The sequence below is a fragment of the Pseudomonas sp. St386 genome, from assembly GCF_018325865.1.
Taxonomy (GTDB): domain Bacteria; phylum Pseudomonadota; class Gammaproteobacteria; order Pseudomonadales; family Pseudomonadaceae; genus Aquipseudomonas; species Aquipseudomonas brassicacearum.
Genome location: NZ_AP021900.1, coordinates 3,828,315 through 3,845,977, shown reverse-complemented (window position 1 = coordinate 3,845,977; position 17,663 = coordinate 3,828,315). Strand labels below are relative to the sequence as shown.

Annotated in this window: 16 protein-coding genes; 5 read left to right on the top strand and 11 right to left on the bottom strand. The window is 61.1% G+C overall.

Going from position 1 to position 17,663, the window contains the following annotated elements:
* Window positions 1–170: 170 nt before the first annotated feature.
* The gene (gene lpxO / locus KI235_RS16820) at window positions 171–1,070 is read left to right on the top strand and encodes a lipid A hydroxylase LpxO (protein WP_212795178.1); all 900 of its coding nucleotides are present in this window, start codon (window positions 171–173) and stop codon (window positions 1,068–1,070) included.
* Between the two features lie 100 nt (window positions 1,071–1,170).
* Here the strand turns inward: lpxO and ligD are convergent, their stop codons facing one another.
* Complete coding sequence (gene ligD, locus KI235_RS16815) at window positions 1,171–3,138, bottom strand: DNA ligase D (RefSeq protein ID WP_212795177.1); 1,968 nt, start codon at window positions 3,136–3,138, stop codon at window positions 1,171–1,173.
* Window positions 3,139–3,170: 32 nt separating this feature from the next.
* Entirely contained in the window at window positions 3,171–4,061 is an 891-nt protein-coding gene (locus KI235_RS16810) for a Ku protein (protein ID WP_027911599.1), read from the bottom strand.
* A gap of 262 nt (window positions 4,062–4,323) precedes the next feature.
* Between KI235_RS16810 and KI235_RS16805 the strand changes: the two genes are divergently transcribed.
* The 3 genes from KI235_RS16805 (at window position 4,324) to ilvA (ending at window position 7,199) form a co-directional block, all read left to right on the top strand.
* The gene (locus KI235_RS16805; protein ID WP_013693481.1) at window positions 4,324–4,665 is read left to right on the top strand and encodes a hypothetical protein; all 342 of its coding nucleotides are present in this window, start codon (window positions 4,324–4,326) and stop codon (window positions 4,663–4,665) included.
* Window positions 4,666–4,712: 47 nt separating this feature from the next.
* Entirely contained in the window at window positions 4,713–5,861 is a 1,149-nt protein-coding gene (locus KI235_RS16800; protein WP_212795176.1) for a PQQ-dependent sugar dehydrogenase, read from the top strand.
* Between the two features lie 330 nt (window positions 5,862–6,191).
* Window positions 6,192–7,199, top strand: a complete 1,008-nt coding sequence (gene ilvA / locus KI235_RS16795) for a threonine ammonia-lyase, biosynthetic (RefSeq protein ID WP_100263801.1) — start codon at window positions 6,192–6,194, stop codon at window positions 7,197–7,199.
* A gap of 186 nt (window positions 7,200–7,385) precedes the next feature.
* Here ilvA and KI235_RS16790 read toward each other — a convergent pair whose 3' ends face one another.
* Entirely contained in the window at window positions 7,386–7,553 is a 168-nt protein-coding gene (locus KI235_RS16790) for a hypothetical protein (RefSeq protein ID WP_155252630.1), read from the bottom strand.
* Between the two features lie 31 nt (window positions 7,554–7,584).
* Here KI235_RS16790 and KI235_RS16785 point away from each other — a divergent pair, with 31 nt between their 5' ends.
* Window positions 7,585–7,866 carry a DUF1652 domain-containing protein gene (locus KI235_RS16785; RefSeq protein WP_003202334.1) on the top strand — a complete coding sequence of 94 codons (282 nt, stop codon included), beginning with the start codon at window positions 7,585–7,587 and terminating at the stop codon, window positions 7,864–7,866.
* A gap of 84 nt (window positions 7,867–7,950) precedes the next feature.
* Here KI235_RS16785 and KI235_RS16780 read toward each other — a convergent pair whose 3' ends face one another.
* From KI235_RS16780 to KI235_RS16745, 8 genes are all read right to left on the bottom strand, one after another.
* A complete protein-coding gene (locus KI235_RS16780; protein WP_003202332.1) occupies window positions 7,951–8,889 on the bottom strand; it encodes a carbohydrate kinase in 939 nt (312 codons plus the stop codon).
* A gap of 12 nt (window positions 8,890–8,901) precedes the next feature.
* Complete coding sequence (gene xylB, locus KI235_RS16775; RefSeq protein ID WP_003202330.1) at window positions 8,902–10,389, bottom strand: xylulokinase; 1,488 nt, start codon at window positions 10,387–10,389, stop codon at window positions 8,902–8,904.
* Between the two features lie 136 nt (window positions 10,390–10,525).
* On the bottom strand, window positions 10,526–12,007 hold the full coding sequence (locus tag KI235_RS16770; protein WP_003202328.1) for a mannitol dehydrogenase family protein: 1,482 nt from the start codon (window positions 12,005–12,007) through the stop codon (window positions 10,526–10,528).
* Between the two features lie 15 nt (window positions 12,008–12,022).
* Window positions 12,023–13,126 (bottom strand): sn-glycerol-3-phosphate ABC transporter ATP-binding protein UgpC, encoded by a 1,104-nt coding sequence (gene ugpC, locus KI235_RS16765; protein ID WP_003202326.1) that lies wholly within the window; start codon window positions 13,124–13,126, stop codon window positions 12,023–12,025.
* Between the two features lie 39 nt (window positions 13,127–13,165).
* Window positions 13,166–13,996, bottom strand: coding sequence for a carbohydrate ABC transporter permease (locus KI235_RS16760; RefSeq protein ID WP_003202324.1), 831 nt, complete (start codon window positions 13,994–13,996; stop codon window positions 13,166–13,168).
* A gap of 10 nt (window positions 13,997–14,006) precedes the next feature.
* Entirely contained in the window at window positions 14,007–14,939 is a 933-nt protein-coding gene (locus tag KI235_RS16755) for a sugar ABC transporter permease (RefSeq protein WP_003202322.1), read from the bottom strand.
* Window positions 14,940–15,096: 157 nt separating this feature from the next.
* Entirely contained in the window at window positions 15,097–16,407 is a 1,311-nt protein-coding gene (locus KI235_RS16750; protein ID WP_003202320.1) for a sugar ABC transporter substrate-binding protein, read from the bottom strand.
* Window positions 16,408–16,747: 340 nt separating this feature from the next.
* Entirely contained in the window at window positions 16,748–17,653 is a 906-nt protein-coding gene (locus KI235_RS16745) for an AraC family transcriptional regulator (RefSeq protein WP_003202319.1), read from the bottom strand.
* Window positions 17,654–17,663 lie beyond the last annotated feature (10 nt).

Below are 17,663 nucleotides of genomic sequence, written 5' to 3'. Positions count from 1 at the left end.
GGCCGCATAAACGATAGGGTATTGCCCGGGCAAGACAGTTTTTCACAATTGAAGGATAACTTTCGGTTACAAACTGTGGCTAAAATGCCATCTCACCCTATGCCATCTCCCTTGCCGCTTGGCTGGCCCGGGGAAACGACCTGTTCACTCCAGCATTGTGATGGTTTTTCGTGAAGCTCATCATTGTCGCGCTCTACATCTTCTCCATTGGCTACGTTCATCTGCGCGGTCGCGTGCGGCATAAGTTCGGACGCCAGTTGAGCGATCATTCGTCGTTTCTCGCGCCGATCAATTGCCTGCTGTACCTGTGCTCGAAACTGCCCAACAGGCCGTTCCTGAGCCCGGCGCAGTTCCCGGACCTGACCCCGTTGCAGGCCCACTGGCAAGAGATCCGTGCCGAAGGCCTGGGCCTGCTGCACGCGGGGGAGATCAAACGTTCCGAGCAATACGACGATGTGGGTTTCAACTCGTTCTTCAAGACCGGTTGGAAGCGTTTCTACCTGAAGTGGTACGGCGACAGCCATCCTTCGGCCATGAAGCTGTGCCCCCGCACCACCGAACTGGTGCAGAGCATCGGCTCGATCAAGGCAGCGATGTTCGCCGAGTTGCCGCCGGGCTCGAAACTGGTCCGGCACCGCGACCCCTACGCCGGGTCCTATCGGTATCACCTGGGCCTGGAAACGCCCAACGATGCTGGTTGCTACATCAATGTCGATGGTGAGCCTTATCATTGGCGCGATGGCGAGGCGGTGATCTTCGACGAAACGTTCATTCATTACGCCGAGAACTCCACCGACCATAATCGCATCATCCTGTTCTGCGACGTGGAGCGGCCCATGAAGTTTCGCTGGGCAGCCGCGTTCAACCGCTGGTTCAGCCGCACCGTGATGGCGGCGGCCGGTGCGCCCAACGACGCGGGCGACAGGACGGGTGCCTTGAACCGGGCGTTCTCCAGGCTCTACAAGATACGGTTGCAGGGCAAGGCCCTGAAAAAACGCAACCGCACGCTTTATTACCTGCAGAAGTGGGCGTTCTTTGGTGGCTTGCTGGTGATCTTTATCTGGATGTAGGCGCTGGCGAAGCCTGCGATCTTTTGATCTTGATCGTTCGCTCTGGACTCAATGGGTTGTGGAAAGATCGCAGCCTCGTTGCACTCGACAGCTCCTACATTCAGTCGGTGGGTTTTTGCGCATCCAGTTGCTCCCACATCCTGGCCGTGATCCGCTGGCGGTGGTTGTAGCCTTCCCAAGGATCGGCGCTCAAGCCCTTGGCTCGTTCCAGGGCGGTATAGATGTCCCATTGCTGGGCGTTGCGCAGGGTCTGCAGTTCGGCCCGGGCAATCGGCACCGAGACCGGCAGGCCGGGCCTGGCGCGCACCGAGTAGGCGGCCACCGTGCTCGCGCCGCGGGCGTTGCGCAGGTAGTCGACGAATATTTTCCCGACGCGGTACTTCGGTCCCATGGTGGCCGTGATGCGCTCTGGCATTTGCCGGGTCAGGAACTGTGAGATGGCCTTGGCGAACGCCTTGGTGGTGTCCCAGCCTTCACTTCTCGCCAAGGGCACGATCACATGCATGCCTTTGCCACCGCTGGTCTTGAGAAAAGCCTGCAAACCCAACTCGTCGAGCACCGCCAAGGTCATGTGGGTCGCCTCGATCATGGCGCTCCAGGGCAGCGAAGGATCCGGGTCCAGGTCCAGGACAAACAGGTCGGGGGTCTCGATCCGGTCGTGGGTCGCGGTCCAGGTGTGCAGTTCCACCGTGCCCATCTGCGCCGCGCTGACCAGGGCGTGGATGTCATCGATTTCCATCAGCGCTGCATGGCCCGGGTCCAGTCGCGGATCCAGCTGTTTGATATGGGGAATCTCCAGGCGATCGGCGTGTTTTTGAAAGAACTGCTCTTCGCCGATACCGTCCGGTGCCCGCAGCAGCGCGACCGGCCGCTGCTTGAGGTGCGGCAGGATCCACGGGGCGATGTCCAGGTAATACTGCGCCAGCTCGGCCTTTTGCACACCGCTGACACTGTCGATGACCCGATCGGCGTGGGTGATTGTCACGCCGTCGACTTTGGCCGCGCGGGCTTTGCTGCGACGCTTGGGTTCTGGCGTCGCGGGCTTTATCGGCAGGGGCTGCTCGCGAACTACCTTGTTGGCCGGCATAGTGCTCGACAAGTCCAGGAAAATAGCCTGGCGCACCTGGTTGTCGCGGCTCCATTCTGTGAACTCGACCTCGCAGGTCAGGCCGGGCTCGACCCATTGCACGCCGCGCCCCCGCACACCGTCGAGTGGCAACGCCAGTGGCGAAGTCTCGCGCTGCTGCGCGCACAGTTGCGCGTGTAATTGTTTGATTTGCGCCTGGCTGAACCCTGTCCCGACCCGACCGGCGTACACCAGCCCCGAGGGCCCGTTGACAGCCAGCAACAGCGCGCCGAAACCGCTGCGCTTGCCTTGGGGGCGGGTGAACCCGACGATGACGAAAGCCTGGCGCAACCGGCACTTGAGTTTTACCCAATCGGCGCTTCGCTGGGACATATAGGGGCTGCCCAGGCGCTTGCCGACCACGCTGTCCAGTGAGAGCGCGATAGCGCTTTCGAACATGTCGTGCTGGCTGGCGGAAAACCACTCGGAAAAGCGCAGGCGCTTGCTGGCGTTGTTGCCGAGGGCTTTTTTCAGGGCTGCACGACGCTCTTCCACCGGCGCCTGGCGCAGGTCGGCACCATTGAGGAACGGCGCATCGAACAGGAAATACACCATGTCGACGGTGCGGCTGATGTCGAAGGCCTGGCGCAGGGCCGCGAAATCGGCGTGGCCGGTCTCATCGAGCAGAACCAGTTCGCCGTCGAGCCAACTGTCCCCCAGGTTCAACCCGGCCAGGGCGTCGGCATGCAGCTTCAGTCGCTCGGTCCAGTCCTGGTGATTGCGATTGAACAAGCGGACTTCGCCATGTTCGATGCGGGTCAGCAGTCGATAACCGTGGAATTGGACTTCATAGCGCCATTCGCCGGTGGGCGGTTCTTCCACGGGCGTGGCCAATTGCGGCGCCAGGCGCTCGGGCAGGCGGTTTTGAGGCGCCTTGCGGGCCGTCGTAGCGTCCGACTTGGCGTTGGACAAACGAGCAGATTCACTCTCGGCGTTGGCCATGACAGATTCCCTTGTATTGCGCACGCCAGGGTTTACCCCCGGGAGGCCTTGGTGGCTTTTTTGGCAGGAGCGGATTTGCCGGCTTTCGCAGGTTTTGCAAGGGGCTTCCCGGCGGATTTGTCGGTGGCCTTGCCCTTGCTGCCCAGGCTGCGCTTGAGCAACTCGGTGAGGTCGATGACATCGGCGGTCTTGCGTTGTTCTTCGCCCGGGTCGGTTTCCACCGCTTCGAGGCGGCCTTCGTTGGCCTTTTTCTCCACCAGTTCCATGATTTTGTCTTCGAAACTGTCCCGGTATTCTTGTGGCTCCCAGTCGGCGCTCATGTCTTCCACGAGACGCTTGGCCATTTCCAGCTCACCCTTGGCCAGGGTCGGGTTCGTCACCTCGTCGCCCAGCTCCAGGACATCAAGGTCGCGTACCTCCGCGGGCCAGCGCAGCATCACCAGTACCAGCGCCGATTCAAGGGGCATGAGCGCCGCCAGGTGCTGGCGGGTGTGCAGCACGACATGGGCCAGGGCGACCTTGTTGGTCTTGACCAGGGTTTCGCGCAGCAGGGCATAGACTTTGCCACCGCGTTTGTCGGGGGCGAGAAAGTAGGGCGTGTCGATGTTCTGCAACGGGATCTTCTCGCTGTCGACAAAGGCAAAGATATCGATGGTCTGGGTGGACTTGGGGTGGGCGGAACGAATTTCTTCCTCGCTGAGCAGCACGTACTGGCCTTTCTGGTACTGGACGCCCTTGACGATGTCGTCCTTGGTCACTTCCTTGCCCGTGGCCTTGTTGACCCGTTTGTAGCCCACCGGGTCCATGCTGCGTTTGTCCAGCCAGTCAAAATCCACACCCTGGGACGAGGTGGCCGACACCAGCGCGACAGGAATGTGGACCAGCCCGAAACTGATTGCGCCTTTCCAGATTGCCCGTGCCATGGTGGTGTTGTCCTTGCCGGTGGATGTCTTTCTGGTGACCTTCGCGCCTTGGGAAAAGTTTCCATTGTGGGAGCGAGCTTGCTCGCGATGGCGACGGTGCAGGCGCCATTGACGCAAGCTGGCCCGCCGCTATCGCGAGCAAGCTCGCTCCCATATTGGTTCGGAGACTCTTCGTTACATCTTCGCCCGGACATTTCGCTTAACAAGGGCGAACCTGCGGCGTAGCGTGTTTTCGATATGCCTGAACTCAAGAGGTGTCCGAATGAACAGGCTGATAATTGCCATCATGACGCTGTTGCTGACCGCCGCCGCCCAAGCCGCCACGCCTGGCGGAGGCCCCGTGGTTCTGGCCCAGAATCTGCCGGGCAACAACAATCCCTATAACAGCCCGACGCGGCGGGCCAATCCCAACAGCATGCAGGGCACGCGGTCCAATGTGCCGACGATTCATGACAACCCGACGGTGCCGGTACCGCGCCCACCGACCCTGGAAAACGGCGGCATCGGCAATGGTTATCCCCGGTCCGGCCAGCCCTCGGGTTCGCCGCGCCCCACCATCGAGTCTCCTACGCCACCCAGGAGCAGCCAAAATGGCAACCGCTAGGTACTGGAGGCAGTCGCTCTCTTTTCAAACCACAGAAGGAATTGTGCATGTTGCGTAAAACACTCCTGGCCGCATGTTGCGCCAGCGCTGCCCTGACCCTTGCCACGCCGGCGGCTGGCGCGCCGACCCAATCATTCAAGAGCGAGGAGGGCACCGTGGAAGTGACCACCGTGGTCAAGGGGCTGGAGCACCCTTGGTCTGTCGCATTCTTGCCTGGTCAGCAGGGCATGCTGGTGACGGAGCGACCGGGCAACCTGCGCGTGGTCAGCCCCGATGGCCAATTGTCCGCACCCTTGAGTGGCGTGCCAGAAGTGTGGGCCAAGGGCCAGGGCGGTCTGCTGGACGTGGTGCTGTCGCCCGACTTCAAGCAGGATCGCACCGTCTACCTGTCTTATGCCGAGGCGGGCGCAGACGGCAATGCCGGCACCGCCGTGGGGCGCGGGCAACTGTCCGAAGACCTCAAGAGCCTGAAGAATTTCGACGTGATCTTTCGTCAGCAGCCCAAGTTGTCCACGGGCAACCACTTTGGCTCGCGCCTGGTCTTCGACCGGGACGGTTATCTGTTCATTACCTTGGGGGAAAACAACGAGCGGCCCACTGCCCAGGACCTGGACAAGCTGCAAGGCAAGGTCGTGCGTATCTACCCCGACGGCAAGGTGCCCGACGACAACCCCTTTGTCGGCCAGAAAAACGTCCGTCCCGAGATATGGTCCTACGGCATGCGCAATCCCCAGGGGGCGGCCCTCAACCCTTGGAATGGCACGTTGTGGGAGAACGAACACGGGCCCAAGGGCGGTGATGAGATGAACATCATCGAGCGTGGCAAGAACTACGGCTGGCCACTGGCGACTCATGGCATCAATTACTCCGGTGCCCCGATTCCCGAAGCCCAGGGCAAGACTGTCGAGGGCACCGTTGGCCCACACCACGTCTGGCAGGTGTCACCGGGGCTCAGCGGCATGGCGTTCTACGACCATGATCGTTTCAAGGCCTGGCAGCGCAACGTGTTCATCGGGGCGCTGGTGCCCGGGGAACTGATCCGCCTGCAATTGCAGGGCGACAAGGTCGTCCACGAGGAGCGTTTGCTGGGTGAGCTCAAGGCGCGAGTCCGGGATGTTCGCCAGGGCCCGGACGGTTACCTGTATGTGCTGACGGATGAGGACGACGGGGCGTTGTATAAAGTCGGACTCAAGTAATTGTAGAAAATGTGGGAGCGAGCTTGCTCGCGATGGCTTTGGGTAACCGACATTGATGCTGACTGACACACCGCTATCGCGAGCAAGCTCGCTCCCACAGGTAATGCTGTTCACTTGAGACTGTCGCCACAGCTAATCAATATTTGCCATTGACTTGCCAACAACGCACCGCTAATTTCCACCCATGACTTCAACCGTACTGCGCAGCCAGCCAAGCATTATTACCGCCATTCCTTATTTGGCGGGTTAGCTGACGGCTGCACCCAACCCGCCCTGGAGGCGGGTTTTTTCTTTCTGTCTCCTGGGCTCTGCCCGAACCAGGAGATCGCCATGACCGTTACCCGCACCGAGCAAGCCCTGCTTGAGCACTACGTTAAGAAGATTCTCGCCGCACCGGTCTATGAGCTGGCCGTGCGCACGCCACTGCAAGCGGCTCCCGCATTGTCCGAGGCCTTGGGTAACCGGATCCTGCTCAAGCGCGAAGACCTGCAACCGACTTTTTCCTTCAAGATCCGCGGTGCCTACAACAAACTCGTGCAACTGACCCCGGAGCAGCGTGCCCGTGGCGTCATCACCGCGTCCGCCGGCAATCATGCCCAGGGTGTCGCGCTGGCGGCACGGGAATTGGGGATTTCGGCCAGCATCGTCATGCCTGTGACCACTGTGCAATTGAAGGTGCTGGGCGTGCGCAACCGAGGCGCCGAAGCGATTCTGCACGGGGAAAGCTTTCCGTTTGCCCTGGCGCACGCGCTGGACCTGGCCGAGCAGACCGGGCGGGAGTTCGTCTCGCCTTTCGATGACCCGGACGTGATCGCCGGGCAGGGTACCGTCGCCATGGAAATCCTGCGCCAGCACCCCGGCCAGCTGGATGCGATTTTCGTCCCGGTCGGCGGCGGTGGGCTGATCGCCGGGATCGCGGCCTACGTCAAGTACCTGCGCCCGGAAGTACGTATCATCGGCGTCGAGTCGCAGCATTCTGCCTGTCTCCAGGCGGCGCTGGCAGCCGGTGAGCGGGTTACCTTGCCAGAGGTGGGAACCTTCGCCGATGGCGTGGCCGTGGCGCAGATCGGCGCCCATGGCTTCGATATCTGCCGTTTCTGTGTCGATGAAGTGATAACCGTGAGCAACGATCAACTGTGCGCCGCGATCAAGGATATCTATGACGATACCCGCTCCATCACCGAACCGTCGGGCGCACTGGGGGTGGCAGGCATCAAGCAGTACGTGGCGCACACGGGGGCGCGAAGCCAGACGCTGGTGGCGATCGATTCCGGTGCCAATATCAATTTCGACAGCTTGCGCCACGTGGCCGAGCGTGCGGCGGTGGGCGCGTTTTGAGTTTTTTACGCTACGTCACACTTTTTTTGAAGCAGGCGACGGATGCCCGTTTGCGTCTTCGCAATAGGGGCTACTCTAGGTTGCGAGCAGGATAAAAGCGATTGCAGTTTGCATGGAAAAAGTAGCGTTTCCTTGCATTTTGCACGAGCTCTCTGGCGCGGGACGAAGCTAAGCGCTTGATTCAGATCAATCCGCAAGGTCTTCAATACAGGCATACTTCTTGCGGGATGATTCAAGAGTTCGCCTGGCGAACTCGTTGACTGAAAACGCTAAAAAGAACGAACGAACGGCACGGTATTCGTAGTCCCAGTCCGCAGGGAAGAAAACGGACGAAAATACCGCCGGCGTGAACATAAGTTGGCCGCCTCAACAGGAGAGAGTCGCCATGTTTCTATCTGCCCTCGAAATGCGAAACATCATTGAAAGCAGCTTGTTGCCCAAGCGCTCGCAATGCACCTTGTCACCTGAGCTCAAGATGACGGTCAAGATTTACGACGATCATGCAACCGATCGCGTGGCTTTGATCAAAACCGACATCGATGCCAATAAACTCACCGGTTGCCGGGCCATCAACGACCTGATCGCGGAGCTGCGTACCGAGCTCGACCACAACCCTGCCGCTGGCAATCACTTTCATCAGCAACACCAGCGGATGACTGGCCGCTGATAAAGGCCTTGTCCTTGTAAGCCTGACGCTCGGGTCCGGTCATGTCCGAACCCGGCGTCCAGTTTTTTAGCTGCGATGCGCCATTCAGTTCAATTGTTGCCTATAGGGCAGGTCTGGCCCGGTTTTGCCGCAAGTCAGGGCGGCCGCGCGAATGGCGAACTCAAGCATTGCGCTGATCTGTTCCCGGGTCAGGGTGTGCAAGCCCTCGACCGAATCCAATTGTTGTTCAGTCAACCACGCAATCAGTGCGGCCTGGAAGGTATCGCCTGCACCCACGGTGTCGGCGATCGTCACCGGACAGGACGGCAGCGACCATGAGCCGTGTTGGCGACTGAAGACCGTAGCGCCCTGGCCGCCACGGGTCAGGAAGACCAATTGGCAGCGGTTCCCCAGCCAACCTTCGATGATCGACTCCGGTTCTTTCCCGGGGTAGAGCAGGTTCAGGTCTTCGTCACTGACCTTGACCAGGTCGGCATATTGCACCAGCGTCGCAATCCGCGAGCGCCACAGCTCGATATCCGGCTGCGGGTTGAGTCGCACATTCGGGTCGAGGCTGATCAGGCGGCGGCCGCTTTCGCGTTGCATCAGGGCCAGGAGCGTATCGGCGATGGGCTGGACCACCAGCGAGAACGAGCCGAAATGCAAGCCGCGTACCTCGGGGCCCAGGTCCGGTAGATGCGCCAGGCTCAGTTGTCGGTCCGCACAGCCGTCGCCGCGAAAACTGTAGTGGGGCGAACCATTGGCGCCTACGGCGACCATCGCCAGGGTGGTTGGTGCGTCGAAGTCCACCAGATATTGGGCGCTGACACCTTCATTGAGCAAAACCTGCTGCAAGCGTCGTCCCAGGTAGTCGGTGGACAACCCGGTAAACAGCGCCGATTCAACACCCAGGCGACGCAGCCCCACGGCCACGTTGAACGGTGAACCACCGGCAATAGCCTTGTAGTTCACTTGCGAGGCCGGGCCATCCGCCTCGGTCTCACTGAAAAAATCAAACAGCGCTTCACCACACACCAAATACATAGTTTCCCGCTCTCAAAGGGTTGCGACGTGTTGTCGATAACGTTCATAAGCCTGTTGCGACGCCGCGACATGCGCGGCGATTGGCCGGGTTTCGCTGCTCGGGTCGAGCTTGACGCAGCGCTCGCACAGTTCGGCCAAGCCTGTCTGTGAACCGGAGTGGCACCATGCTGCCTGGATCGCCGCCCCCAAGGCAGCTGCTTCGCTCTGTTCGGTGCAAATGACCGTGGTGTCCATGATGTCGGCGACGATCTGCCGCCACTCCGCGCTCTTCGAACCACCGCCGATCAGGCGAATGCTCTGGGCCTGGAGTCCGTTGGCCCGCAGCAGGTCCAAGCCATAGCGCAAACCGAAGGTCGTGCCTTCGACCACGGCGCGACACAGGTTGGCCCGGGTCAGGTTGGTAGTGGTCAGGCCCAGCAGGCTGCCGGTGGCGTGGGGCAGGGCGGGAACACGCTCGCCGTTGAGGAACGGCAGCATGCACACGCCCTCGGCGCCAATCGGAGCCTGGACCACCAGGGCGTTGAACGTGTCGATGTCCAGCGCCAGCAATTCGCGAATCGCCCCGGTGGCGTTGGTCAGGTTCATGGTGCAGATCAACGGCAGCCAGCCACCGCTGGAGGAGCAGAACGTCGCCACGGACGGCTGTGGACTGACCGCAGGTTCGGCGGCATAGGCGTAGACCGTACCGGAGGAACCGAGGCTCATGGTGATCACGCCGGGCTGGATGTTCCCGGTGCCGATGGCGCCCATCATATTGTCGCCACCACCACTGGCCACCACCGCCTCGGGGTTGATGCCCAAGTGCGCAGCAATGGCCGGCAGGATGCGTCCGACCGGTTGATGGGCCTCGATCAGTTCCGGCAGCGCTGCTTGCAAGCGACCGCTGGGGTCGATGTGTTGTAACAGTTGCACGTCCCATTGGCGGGTGCGTACGTTGAAGTAGCCGGTTCCCGAGGCGTCGCCGTATTCGCTGCAATGGCGGCCGGTGAGCCAGTAGTTGAGGAAGTCGTGAGGCAGCAGGACGCTGGCGATGCGTTCGAAAACCTGGGGATGCTGCTCCCGCGTCCAGAGCAGCTTGGAAACCGTGTAGCCTGGCGCGATCACCACGCCGAGGCGTTCGAGGCTGCCGTCTTCACCACCCAGGTGCGCCAGGAGCCGATCGTTTTCCGGCGTTGTCTCGGTGTCGCACCACAGCTTGGCCGGGCGCAGCACCTGGCCTTGGTCATCGAGCAACACCAGGCCGTGTTGCTGGCCGGAGACGCCGATGCCGAGGATCGCCTGGCCATCGACCCCAGCGTCCGCCAAGGCTTGGTGCGTCGCCTGGGTGAATGCATCGAGCCATTGCTGGGTGTCTTGTTCGCGGCGACCGTTGGGGCTGCTGATCATGGCGTGCGCCGCGGCACCCTGGCCCAGGACCTGGCCACTGGTCGCGTCCAGGATCAGCGCCTTGGTGCCTTGGGTGCCGCAGTCGATGCCCAGGAACAGTTGTTGGTTTGCCATGGAAAAACCCCTGAGTGGTCAGATCGTTCCCACGCTCTGCGTGGGAATGCAGCACGGGACGCTCCGCGTCCCCAAGAAGCCGAACGCGGAGCGTCCGTCGAGGCGTTCCCACGCAGAGCGTGGGAACGATTAAACCTCAGTTCACGTCAGTCAGTATCCGCTCAAGCGTTCGCGTTACCCCGTGTTCGCGCAAGCTGTTGCAGCACCATTCGAATGCTGCCACGAACTCCGGCGAGCGGGGAATGGCGGTGCCAAAGATTTCTTCCACCTCCAGCACCCGCTGGGTCACCAGCGCATCGTCAGCCACCAGTGCCTGGCAGAACGCTGCCCGTGGGTCCGGGATTGAATACGTCACGCCGTTCTCGTCAACGCCCTTCAGGTACACGGCCCAGGCGGCCACCACCAGCGCCGCGCGGCGGGTTTCGCCACCGTCGGCGATCAAGCGGTTAATGGTCGGCACCGTGAATTTTGGAAACTTCGACGAGCCGTCCGAACAGACCCGTTCCAACTGGTCGGCAATGGCCTGGTTGGAAAAACGCTCCACCAGGGTGTTCTTGTAGTCGGTCAGGTCGATGCCCGGCACTGGCGCCAGTTGCGGCGTCACGTCCAGGTCCATGTAGGCGCGCATGTAACGCACGAACAGCGGATCGTTCATGGTCTCGTGGACGAAGCGATAACCCTTGAGAAAGCCGAGGTAGGTCAACGCCAGGTGGCTGCCGTTGAGCAGCTTGATCTTCATCTCTTCATAGGGGGTGACGTCATCGGTGAACTGCACGCCGACCTTTTCCCAGGCCGGGCGACCGTTGACGAACTTGTCTTCCAGGACCCATTGCACGAACGGTTCGCAGACCACCGGCCAGGCGTCGTCGATGCCATGTTCATCATGCAGTTGCAGGCGATGGGCCACGCTGGTCATGGGCGTGATGCGATCGACCATGGCGTTGGGGAAACTGACGTTGCGGTCGATCCATTGCCCCAGCTCCGCATCGCGCAGCGCGGCGAAGGCCAGCAGCGCCTTGCGAGTCACGGCGCCGTTGTGAGGCAGGTTATCGCAGGACATCAGTGTGAACGCCGGGGTGCCGGCCGCGCGGCGCTTGGCCAGGGCGGCGCAGAGGAAACCGAAGACGGTTTTCGGCGCGTCAGGATGGGCCAGGTCGTGCTGGATCTGCGGCAAGTGGGCCATGAACTCACCGTTGCTGTCGTCGATGCAATAGCCGCCCTCGGTGATGGTCAGCGAGACGATGCGGATCTGCGGATCGGCGAGTTTGTCGATCAGCGCCTGGGCGCCATCTTCAGCCAGCAACATGTCATTGATCGCGCCGATCACGCGAACTTCGGTGTCATCGGTGTCGCCCAGTTCGTACAGGGTGAACAGGTAGTCCTGGCCGGCCAGGTCATCCCGGGCACGGCGATCCTCGGCCCGCAGGCCCACGCCGCAGATGGCCCAGTCCAGATCGGCGCCGGTATTCATCAGCGCGTCGGTGTAATAGGCCTGGTGCGCCCGGTGGAAACCGCCGACGCCGATGTGGGCGATGCCCTGGCGGACGTCGCCCAAAGGGTAGGCGGGCAGGGCGACGCCAGGGTTGAGGTTGTGCAGGTTTTGTCGGTTGAGTTTCATCGCAGGTCTCGGCAATCAGGCGGCGGCGCGCAGCGCGCGGGTCACCGCAACGCCCTCGGCATCGAATAAGTGGCAGTGTTCAGCGTCCAGGTGCAGGCTCAGTTGCTCGCCGAAACGGCTCGCCAGGTCGCCGCGAACGCGCATGGTCAAGGCTTCGCCGGAGGCCGTGACGACGTGACAGAAGGTGTCGCTGCCCAGCCGCTCGCTGACGTCGGCGGTGACTTGCAGGGTGCAATCACCCGGTTGCGCCAGATTCAGGTGTTCGGGGCGAATCCCCAGGGTCACCGCGCCGCCGACGCTCAGGCTGGCACCGCTCAAGGGCAGGCTGATACGGGTGCCGGCGTCCAGCAGCACTTCACAGCCCTGACTGTCCAGGCCGGTGACCTTGCCTTTGAGAAAGCCCATTTTCGGCGTGCCGAGGAACCCGGCGACAAACAGGTTGGCTGGCTGGTGATACAGCTCCAGCGGTGAACCGACCTGTTCGATGCGCCCGCCATTGAGCACCACCACCTTGTCGGCCAGGGTCATGGCTTCGACCTGGTCGTGAGTCACGTAGATCATGGTCGCCTGCAACTCTTTGTGCAGGCGTGCCAGTTCCAGGCGCATCTGCACCCGCAGGGCCGCGTCGAGGTTGGACAGGGGTTCGTCGAACAGGAAGATTTTCGGGTTGCGCACGATGGCCCGGCCAATCGCTACACGCTGGCGCTGGCCGCCAGACAGTTGCTTGGGCTTGCGCTCGAGCATCGGCCCCAGCTCAAGGATGCGCGCCGCTTCGTTGACCTTCTTCTCGACCTCGGCCTTGGGCACGCCGGCCAGGTCCAGGGCGAAGGACATGTTCTTGCGCACGCTCATGTGCGGGTACAAGGCGTAGGTCTGAAACACCATCGCCAGGTCACGCTTGGCCGGGCTGACTTCGGTAATGTCCCGGCCATCCAGTTCGATGGTGCCGTCACTGACTTCTTCCAGGCCGGCGATCAGCCGCAGCAGCGTGGACTTGCCACAGCCCGACGGGCCGACGAAGACCACGAACTCGCGGTCGTTCACCTCAAGGTCGATGCCCTTGATGATGGAGAAGCCTTCGAAACCCTTTTGCAGATTCTTGATTTTCAGGTTGGCCATGATGATGGGCCTCCACTTCTGATTATTGGGTAGGGCGCGTTATTTCACCGCGCCGAAGGACAAACCGCGCACCAGCTGTTTCTGGCTGATCCAGCCGAAGATCAGGATCGGCGCGCAGGCCAGGGTCGAGACGGCCGACAATTTGGCCCAGAACAAACCTTCCGGGCTGGAATAGGAGGCAATCAACGCCGTCAGCGGCGCGGCCTTGGAGGAGGTGAGGTTCAGCGACCAGAAGGCCTCGTTCCAGCACAGGATCAGTGACAGCAACACGGTAGAGGCCAGGCCGCCCTTGGCAATCGGCAGCAGCACGCGGACCATCTCCTGCCACAGCGTGGCGCCATCCAGGCGTGCGGCCTCGAGGATGTCGCGGGGAATGTCTTTGAAGTAGGTGTAAATCATCCAGACCACGATGGGCAGGTTGATCAACGTGTAGATGACGATCAACGCGAGACGCGTGTCCAGCAGGCCAAATTGCTTGGCCAGCAGGTAGATCGGCATCAGCACGCCCACTGGCGGCAGCATCTTGGTGGAGAGCATCCACAGCAACGTGCCTTTGGTGCGCTGGGTTTCATAGAACGCCATGGAGTAGGCCGCCGGCACCGCAATCAGCAGGCACAGGGCGGTGGCGCTGAAGGAAATCACCACCGAGTTCCAGGCGAAGCTGAAGTAGTTGCTGCGCTCGTTGATGTGCAGGTAGTTCTCCAGCGTGGGCGTGAAGATGAACTGCGGTGGCGTGGCGAACGCGTCGATTTCAGTCTTGAAGCTGGTCAGCACCATCCAGAAGATCGGGAAGAAGATCAGGATCGCGATGGCCCAGGCCAACGTGCCCAGCAGCAGGCTTTGCAGGCGACGGGATTGTTGAAGAGTCATGGCGACGGCCTCAGTTCTTGTCGGTGAGGTTTTTGCCGATCATCCGGACCAGGATGATGGCGGCGATATTGGCAATGACCACGGCAATCAGGCCACCGGCCGAAGCCATGCCGACGTCGAACTGCACCAGCGCCTGGTTGTAGATCAGGTAGGCAAGGTTGGTGGAGGCGTAGCCGGGGCCACCGTTGGTGGTGGTAAAGATCTCGGCGAACACCGACAGCAGGAAGATCGTCTCGATCATCAGCACCACGGCAATCGGGCGGGCCAGGTGCGGCAGGGTCAGGTGCCAGAAGATCGCAATCGGGCCGGCACCGTCCAGGCGCGCGGCTTCTTTCTGTTCCTGGTCCAGCGACTGCATGGCGGTCATCAGGATCAGGATCGCGAAGGGCAGCCATTGCCAACTCACGATGATGATGATCGACAGCAGCGGATAGTGGGCGAGCCAGTCCACCGGTTGGGCGCCGAATAGTTTCCACACCGAGGCGAGGATGCCCGAGACCGGGTGGAAGATCAGGTTCTTCCAGATCAGCGCGCCGACGGTGGGCATGATGAAGAACGGCGAGATCAGCAGCACACGGACGATGCCGCGACCAAAAAACTCACTGGCCTCCAGCAGCGCGCTGATCAACACCCCCAGCACGATACTGATCAGCAGCACGCTGCCCACCAGCAACAGGGTGTTGGTGGCACCGGGCATGAAACCCGAGTCGGTCAGGAAGTAGGTGAAGTTCTCCAGCCCGACGAATTCGTTTTCGCCGGGGTAGAGCAGGTTGTAGCGGATCATCGAGAAGTAGACGGTCATGCCCAGCGGCACGATCATCCACAGCAGCAACAAGGCCACTGAAGGACTGACCAGGAACCAACCGGGGTTCGCCAGGCGGATCTTGCGTGCCGGCGGGGCAATCTCGATGGGGGCTTTGGCAGTTGTTGTTGAGCTATTCATGGCATTGAACCGATTTTTGCGGGCCTATGAAGATCCACTGTGGGAGCGAGCTTGCTCGCGATAGCGTCGTGTCAGCCGCCCGCGATATGGGCTGCAAGGCCCTCATCGCGAGCAAGCTCGCTCCCACGGGAATCGGGAGCGGGCCTCAATGAGCCGACTACTTGGGATACCCAGCGCGTTTCATCTCGCGTTCGGTGGTGGACTGCGCGGCGGTCAACGCCTGGTCCACGGTCTGCTGGCCGGTCAGTGCGCCGGAAAAGAACTTGCCCACCTGGGTGCCGATGGCCTGGAACTCGGGAATGGTCACCAACTGGATGCCGATGTAGGGCACAGGCTTGAGGGTTGGCGCTTTCGGGTCGGCGACTTTCAACGACTCCAGGGTCACCTTGGCAAACGGCGCGGCCTTCATGTACTCGTCGCTGTAGGTCGAGGTGCGGGTGCCTGGCGGTACGTTGGCAATGCCATCAGTCTTGGCGACCAATTGGCTGTATTCCTTGGACGTCGCCCAGGTGGTAAAGACCGTAGCTGCGTCCTTGGCTTTGGAACTGGTCGGGATGGCCAGGGACCAGGAGTACATCCACGAAGTGCCCTTGTCGGTTTTTTCGTGGGGGGCGAAGGTGAATCCAACGTGATCGGCCACCTTGCTCTGGGTCTTGTCGGTGACGAACGAACCGGCGACGCTGGCATCCACCCAGATCGCGCATTTGCCGCTGTTGAACAGCGCCAGGTTTTCGTTGAAACCGTTGCTGGAAGCACCCGGCGGGCCGGATTTCTTCATGTTGTCGACATAGAAATTGAGTGCGTCTTTCCACTCGGGGCCATTGAATTGCGGCTGCCACTTCTCATCGAACCAGCGCGCGCCATAACCGTTGGCCAGGGTGGTGATGAGCGCCATGTTCTCGCCCCAACCAGCCTTGCCCCGCAGGCACAGGCCATATTGTTCCTTGGATTTATCGGTGAGTTTTTCAGCGAACTCACCGATCTGGGTCCAGGTCGGGTGTTCGGGCATGGTCAGCCCGGCGTCCTTGAACAGGTCCGTGCGGTAATAGGTGATTGAGCTTTCGGCATAGAACGGCAGGGCGTACAGCGAGCCTTTGACCGACAAACCATCGCGCACGGAAGGGAAAACGTCGTCCAGGTCGTAGGAGGCCGGCAGGTCTTTCATCGGCTCCAGCCAGCCCTTGGCACCCCAGAGTGCAGCTTCGTACATGCCAATGGTCAGCACGTCGAACTGTCCGCCCTGGGTGGCGATGTCGGTGGTCAGGCGCTGGCGCAGGACGTTTTCTTCGAGCACCACCCAGTTGAGCTTGATGTCCGGGTGCTCGGCCTCGAAGGTTTTCGAGAGCTTTTGCATGCGGATCATGTCGCTGTTGTTGACGGTGGCAATGGTGAGGGTCTGTGCGCCAAAGCTGACGCTGCTGAGGGTCATGCAGGTGGAGACAAGCAGAGCTTTTACCGAAGGTTTCATCGCGCACTCCTTTTCCGCGCCCGAAGGCTGCAGAAGGACAGTTATTGTTTTTGTGTCTTCCGGATGAAGGGAAGAATGTGCGCTGATTACAGCCCTCAATGGACGGCGTGACAAATCATCCGTCGCACTTGTGCTGATACTTTTTTGCACTGATGAGGGTTCAAGCCAAACAAAGGACCCTGTGGCGAGAGGATTTATCGAAATGTCGCATCGCCCCGCTTTGTGGGAGCAAGGCTTGCCCGCGATGAAGATGACGCGGTCTCTTGGGGAACCGAGGCGCCTGCATCGCGGGCAAGCCTTGCTCCCACATAAATCCCGTCACAGAAATGATTCGAGATTCTCAGCCCTGGTTCTGCTCGGTCAATCGCTGCACCGCCAGCCGCCGGTAGTGGGACGGGGTCATGCCCTTGAGCTGCTGGAAACGCCGGTTGAAATTGGAAATGTTGTTGAAACCCGATTCGAAGCACACGTCTGTCACCGGTTTATCGCCGTCGGCCAGCAACTCGCAGGATTTGCTGATGCGCAGGCGATTGACGAATTCAATGAAGCAGCGACCGGTGGCCTGTTTGAACACCCGGCTGAAATAGGTGGGTTTCATGCCCAGGTGCTCGGCCACTTCTTCCAGGGACAGTTCCCGGGCGTAGTGGGCAAAGATGTAGTCCACCGCGCGGTTGGTGCGGTCGACGCTGTGTTCGTCCGCCGCTTGCGCAGAGGTCGCGCCGGAAAGCAGTTGGTAGTCATCCGTGGCGGCCAGCAGCTCCATCAGGATGAAAAAATGCCCCAGGCGGCTCATGCCTTGGGAATCGGCGATGCGCTGCATCAGGGTCATGGCCTGGCGGATGGTGCGCTTGCAGCGGAACTCGATGCCGTATTGGGCACGTTCGAGCAGCGGTGCGACCGTCTTGAGTTCGGCGAATACCTGGTGGCCGCTTTCGAACAGCTCATCAGTGAAGTTCACCAGCATGTCGCGCTTGTGCACCACTTCGTCCTCGGCCACCTGGCTGATCCAGTTATGGGGCAGGTTGGGGCCGGTGAGGAACAGCGACTGGGGATAGAAGTTGCCGATATAGTCGCCTATGAACACTTTGCCGGAACTGGCGACGATCAAGTGCAACTCGTATTCCTTGTGGAAATGCCAGCGCACCAGCGGGCAGGGAAAACCGTGCTGACGGTAGATGATGGACAACCCGTTATGGTCGTCCATCAACTCGTAGGAGGGGTCGGTGATTCTGGCTGTTCGGGTCATGGCCTGGCGC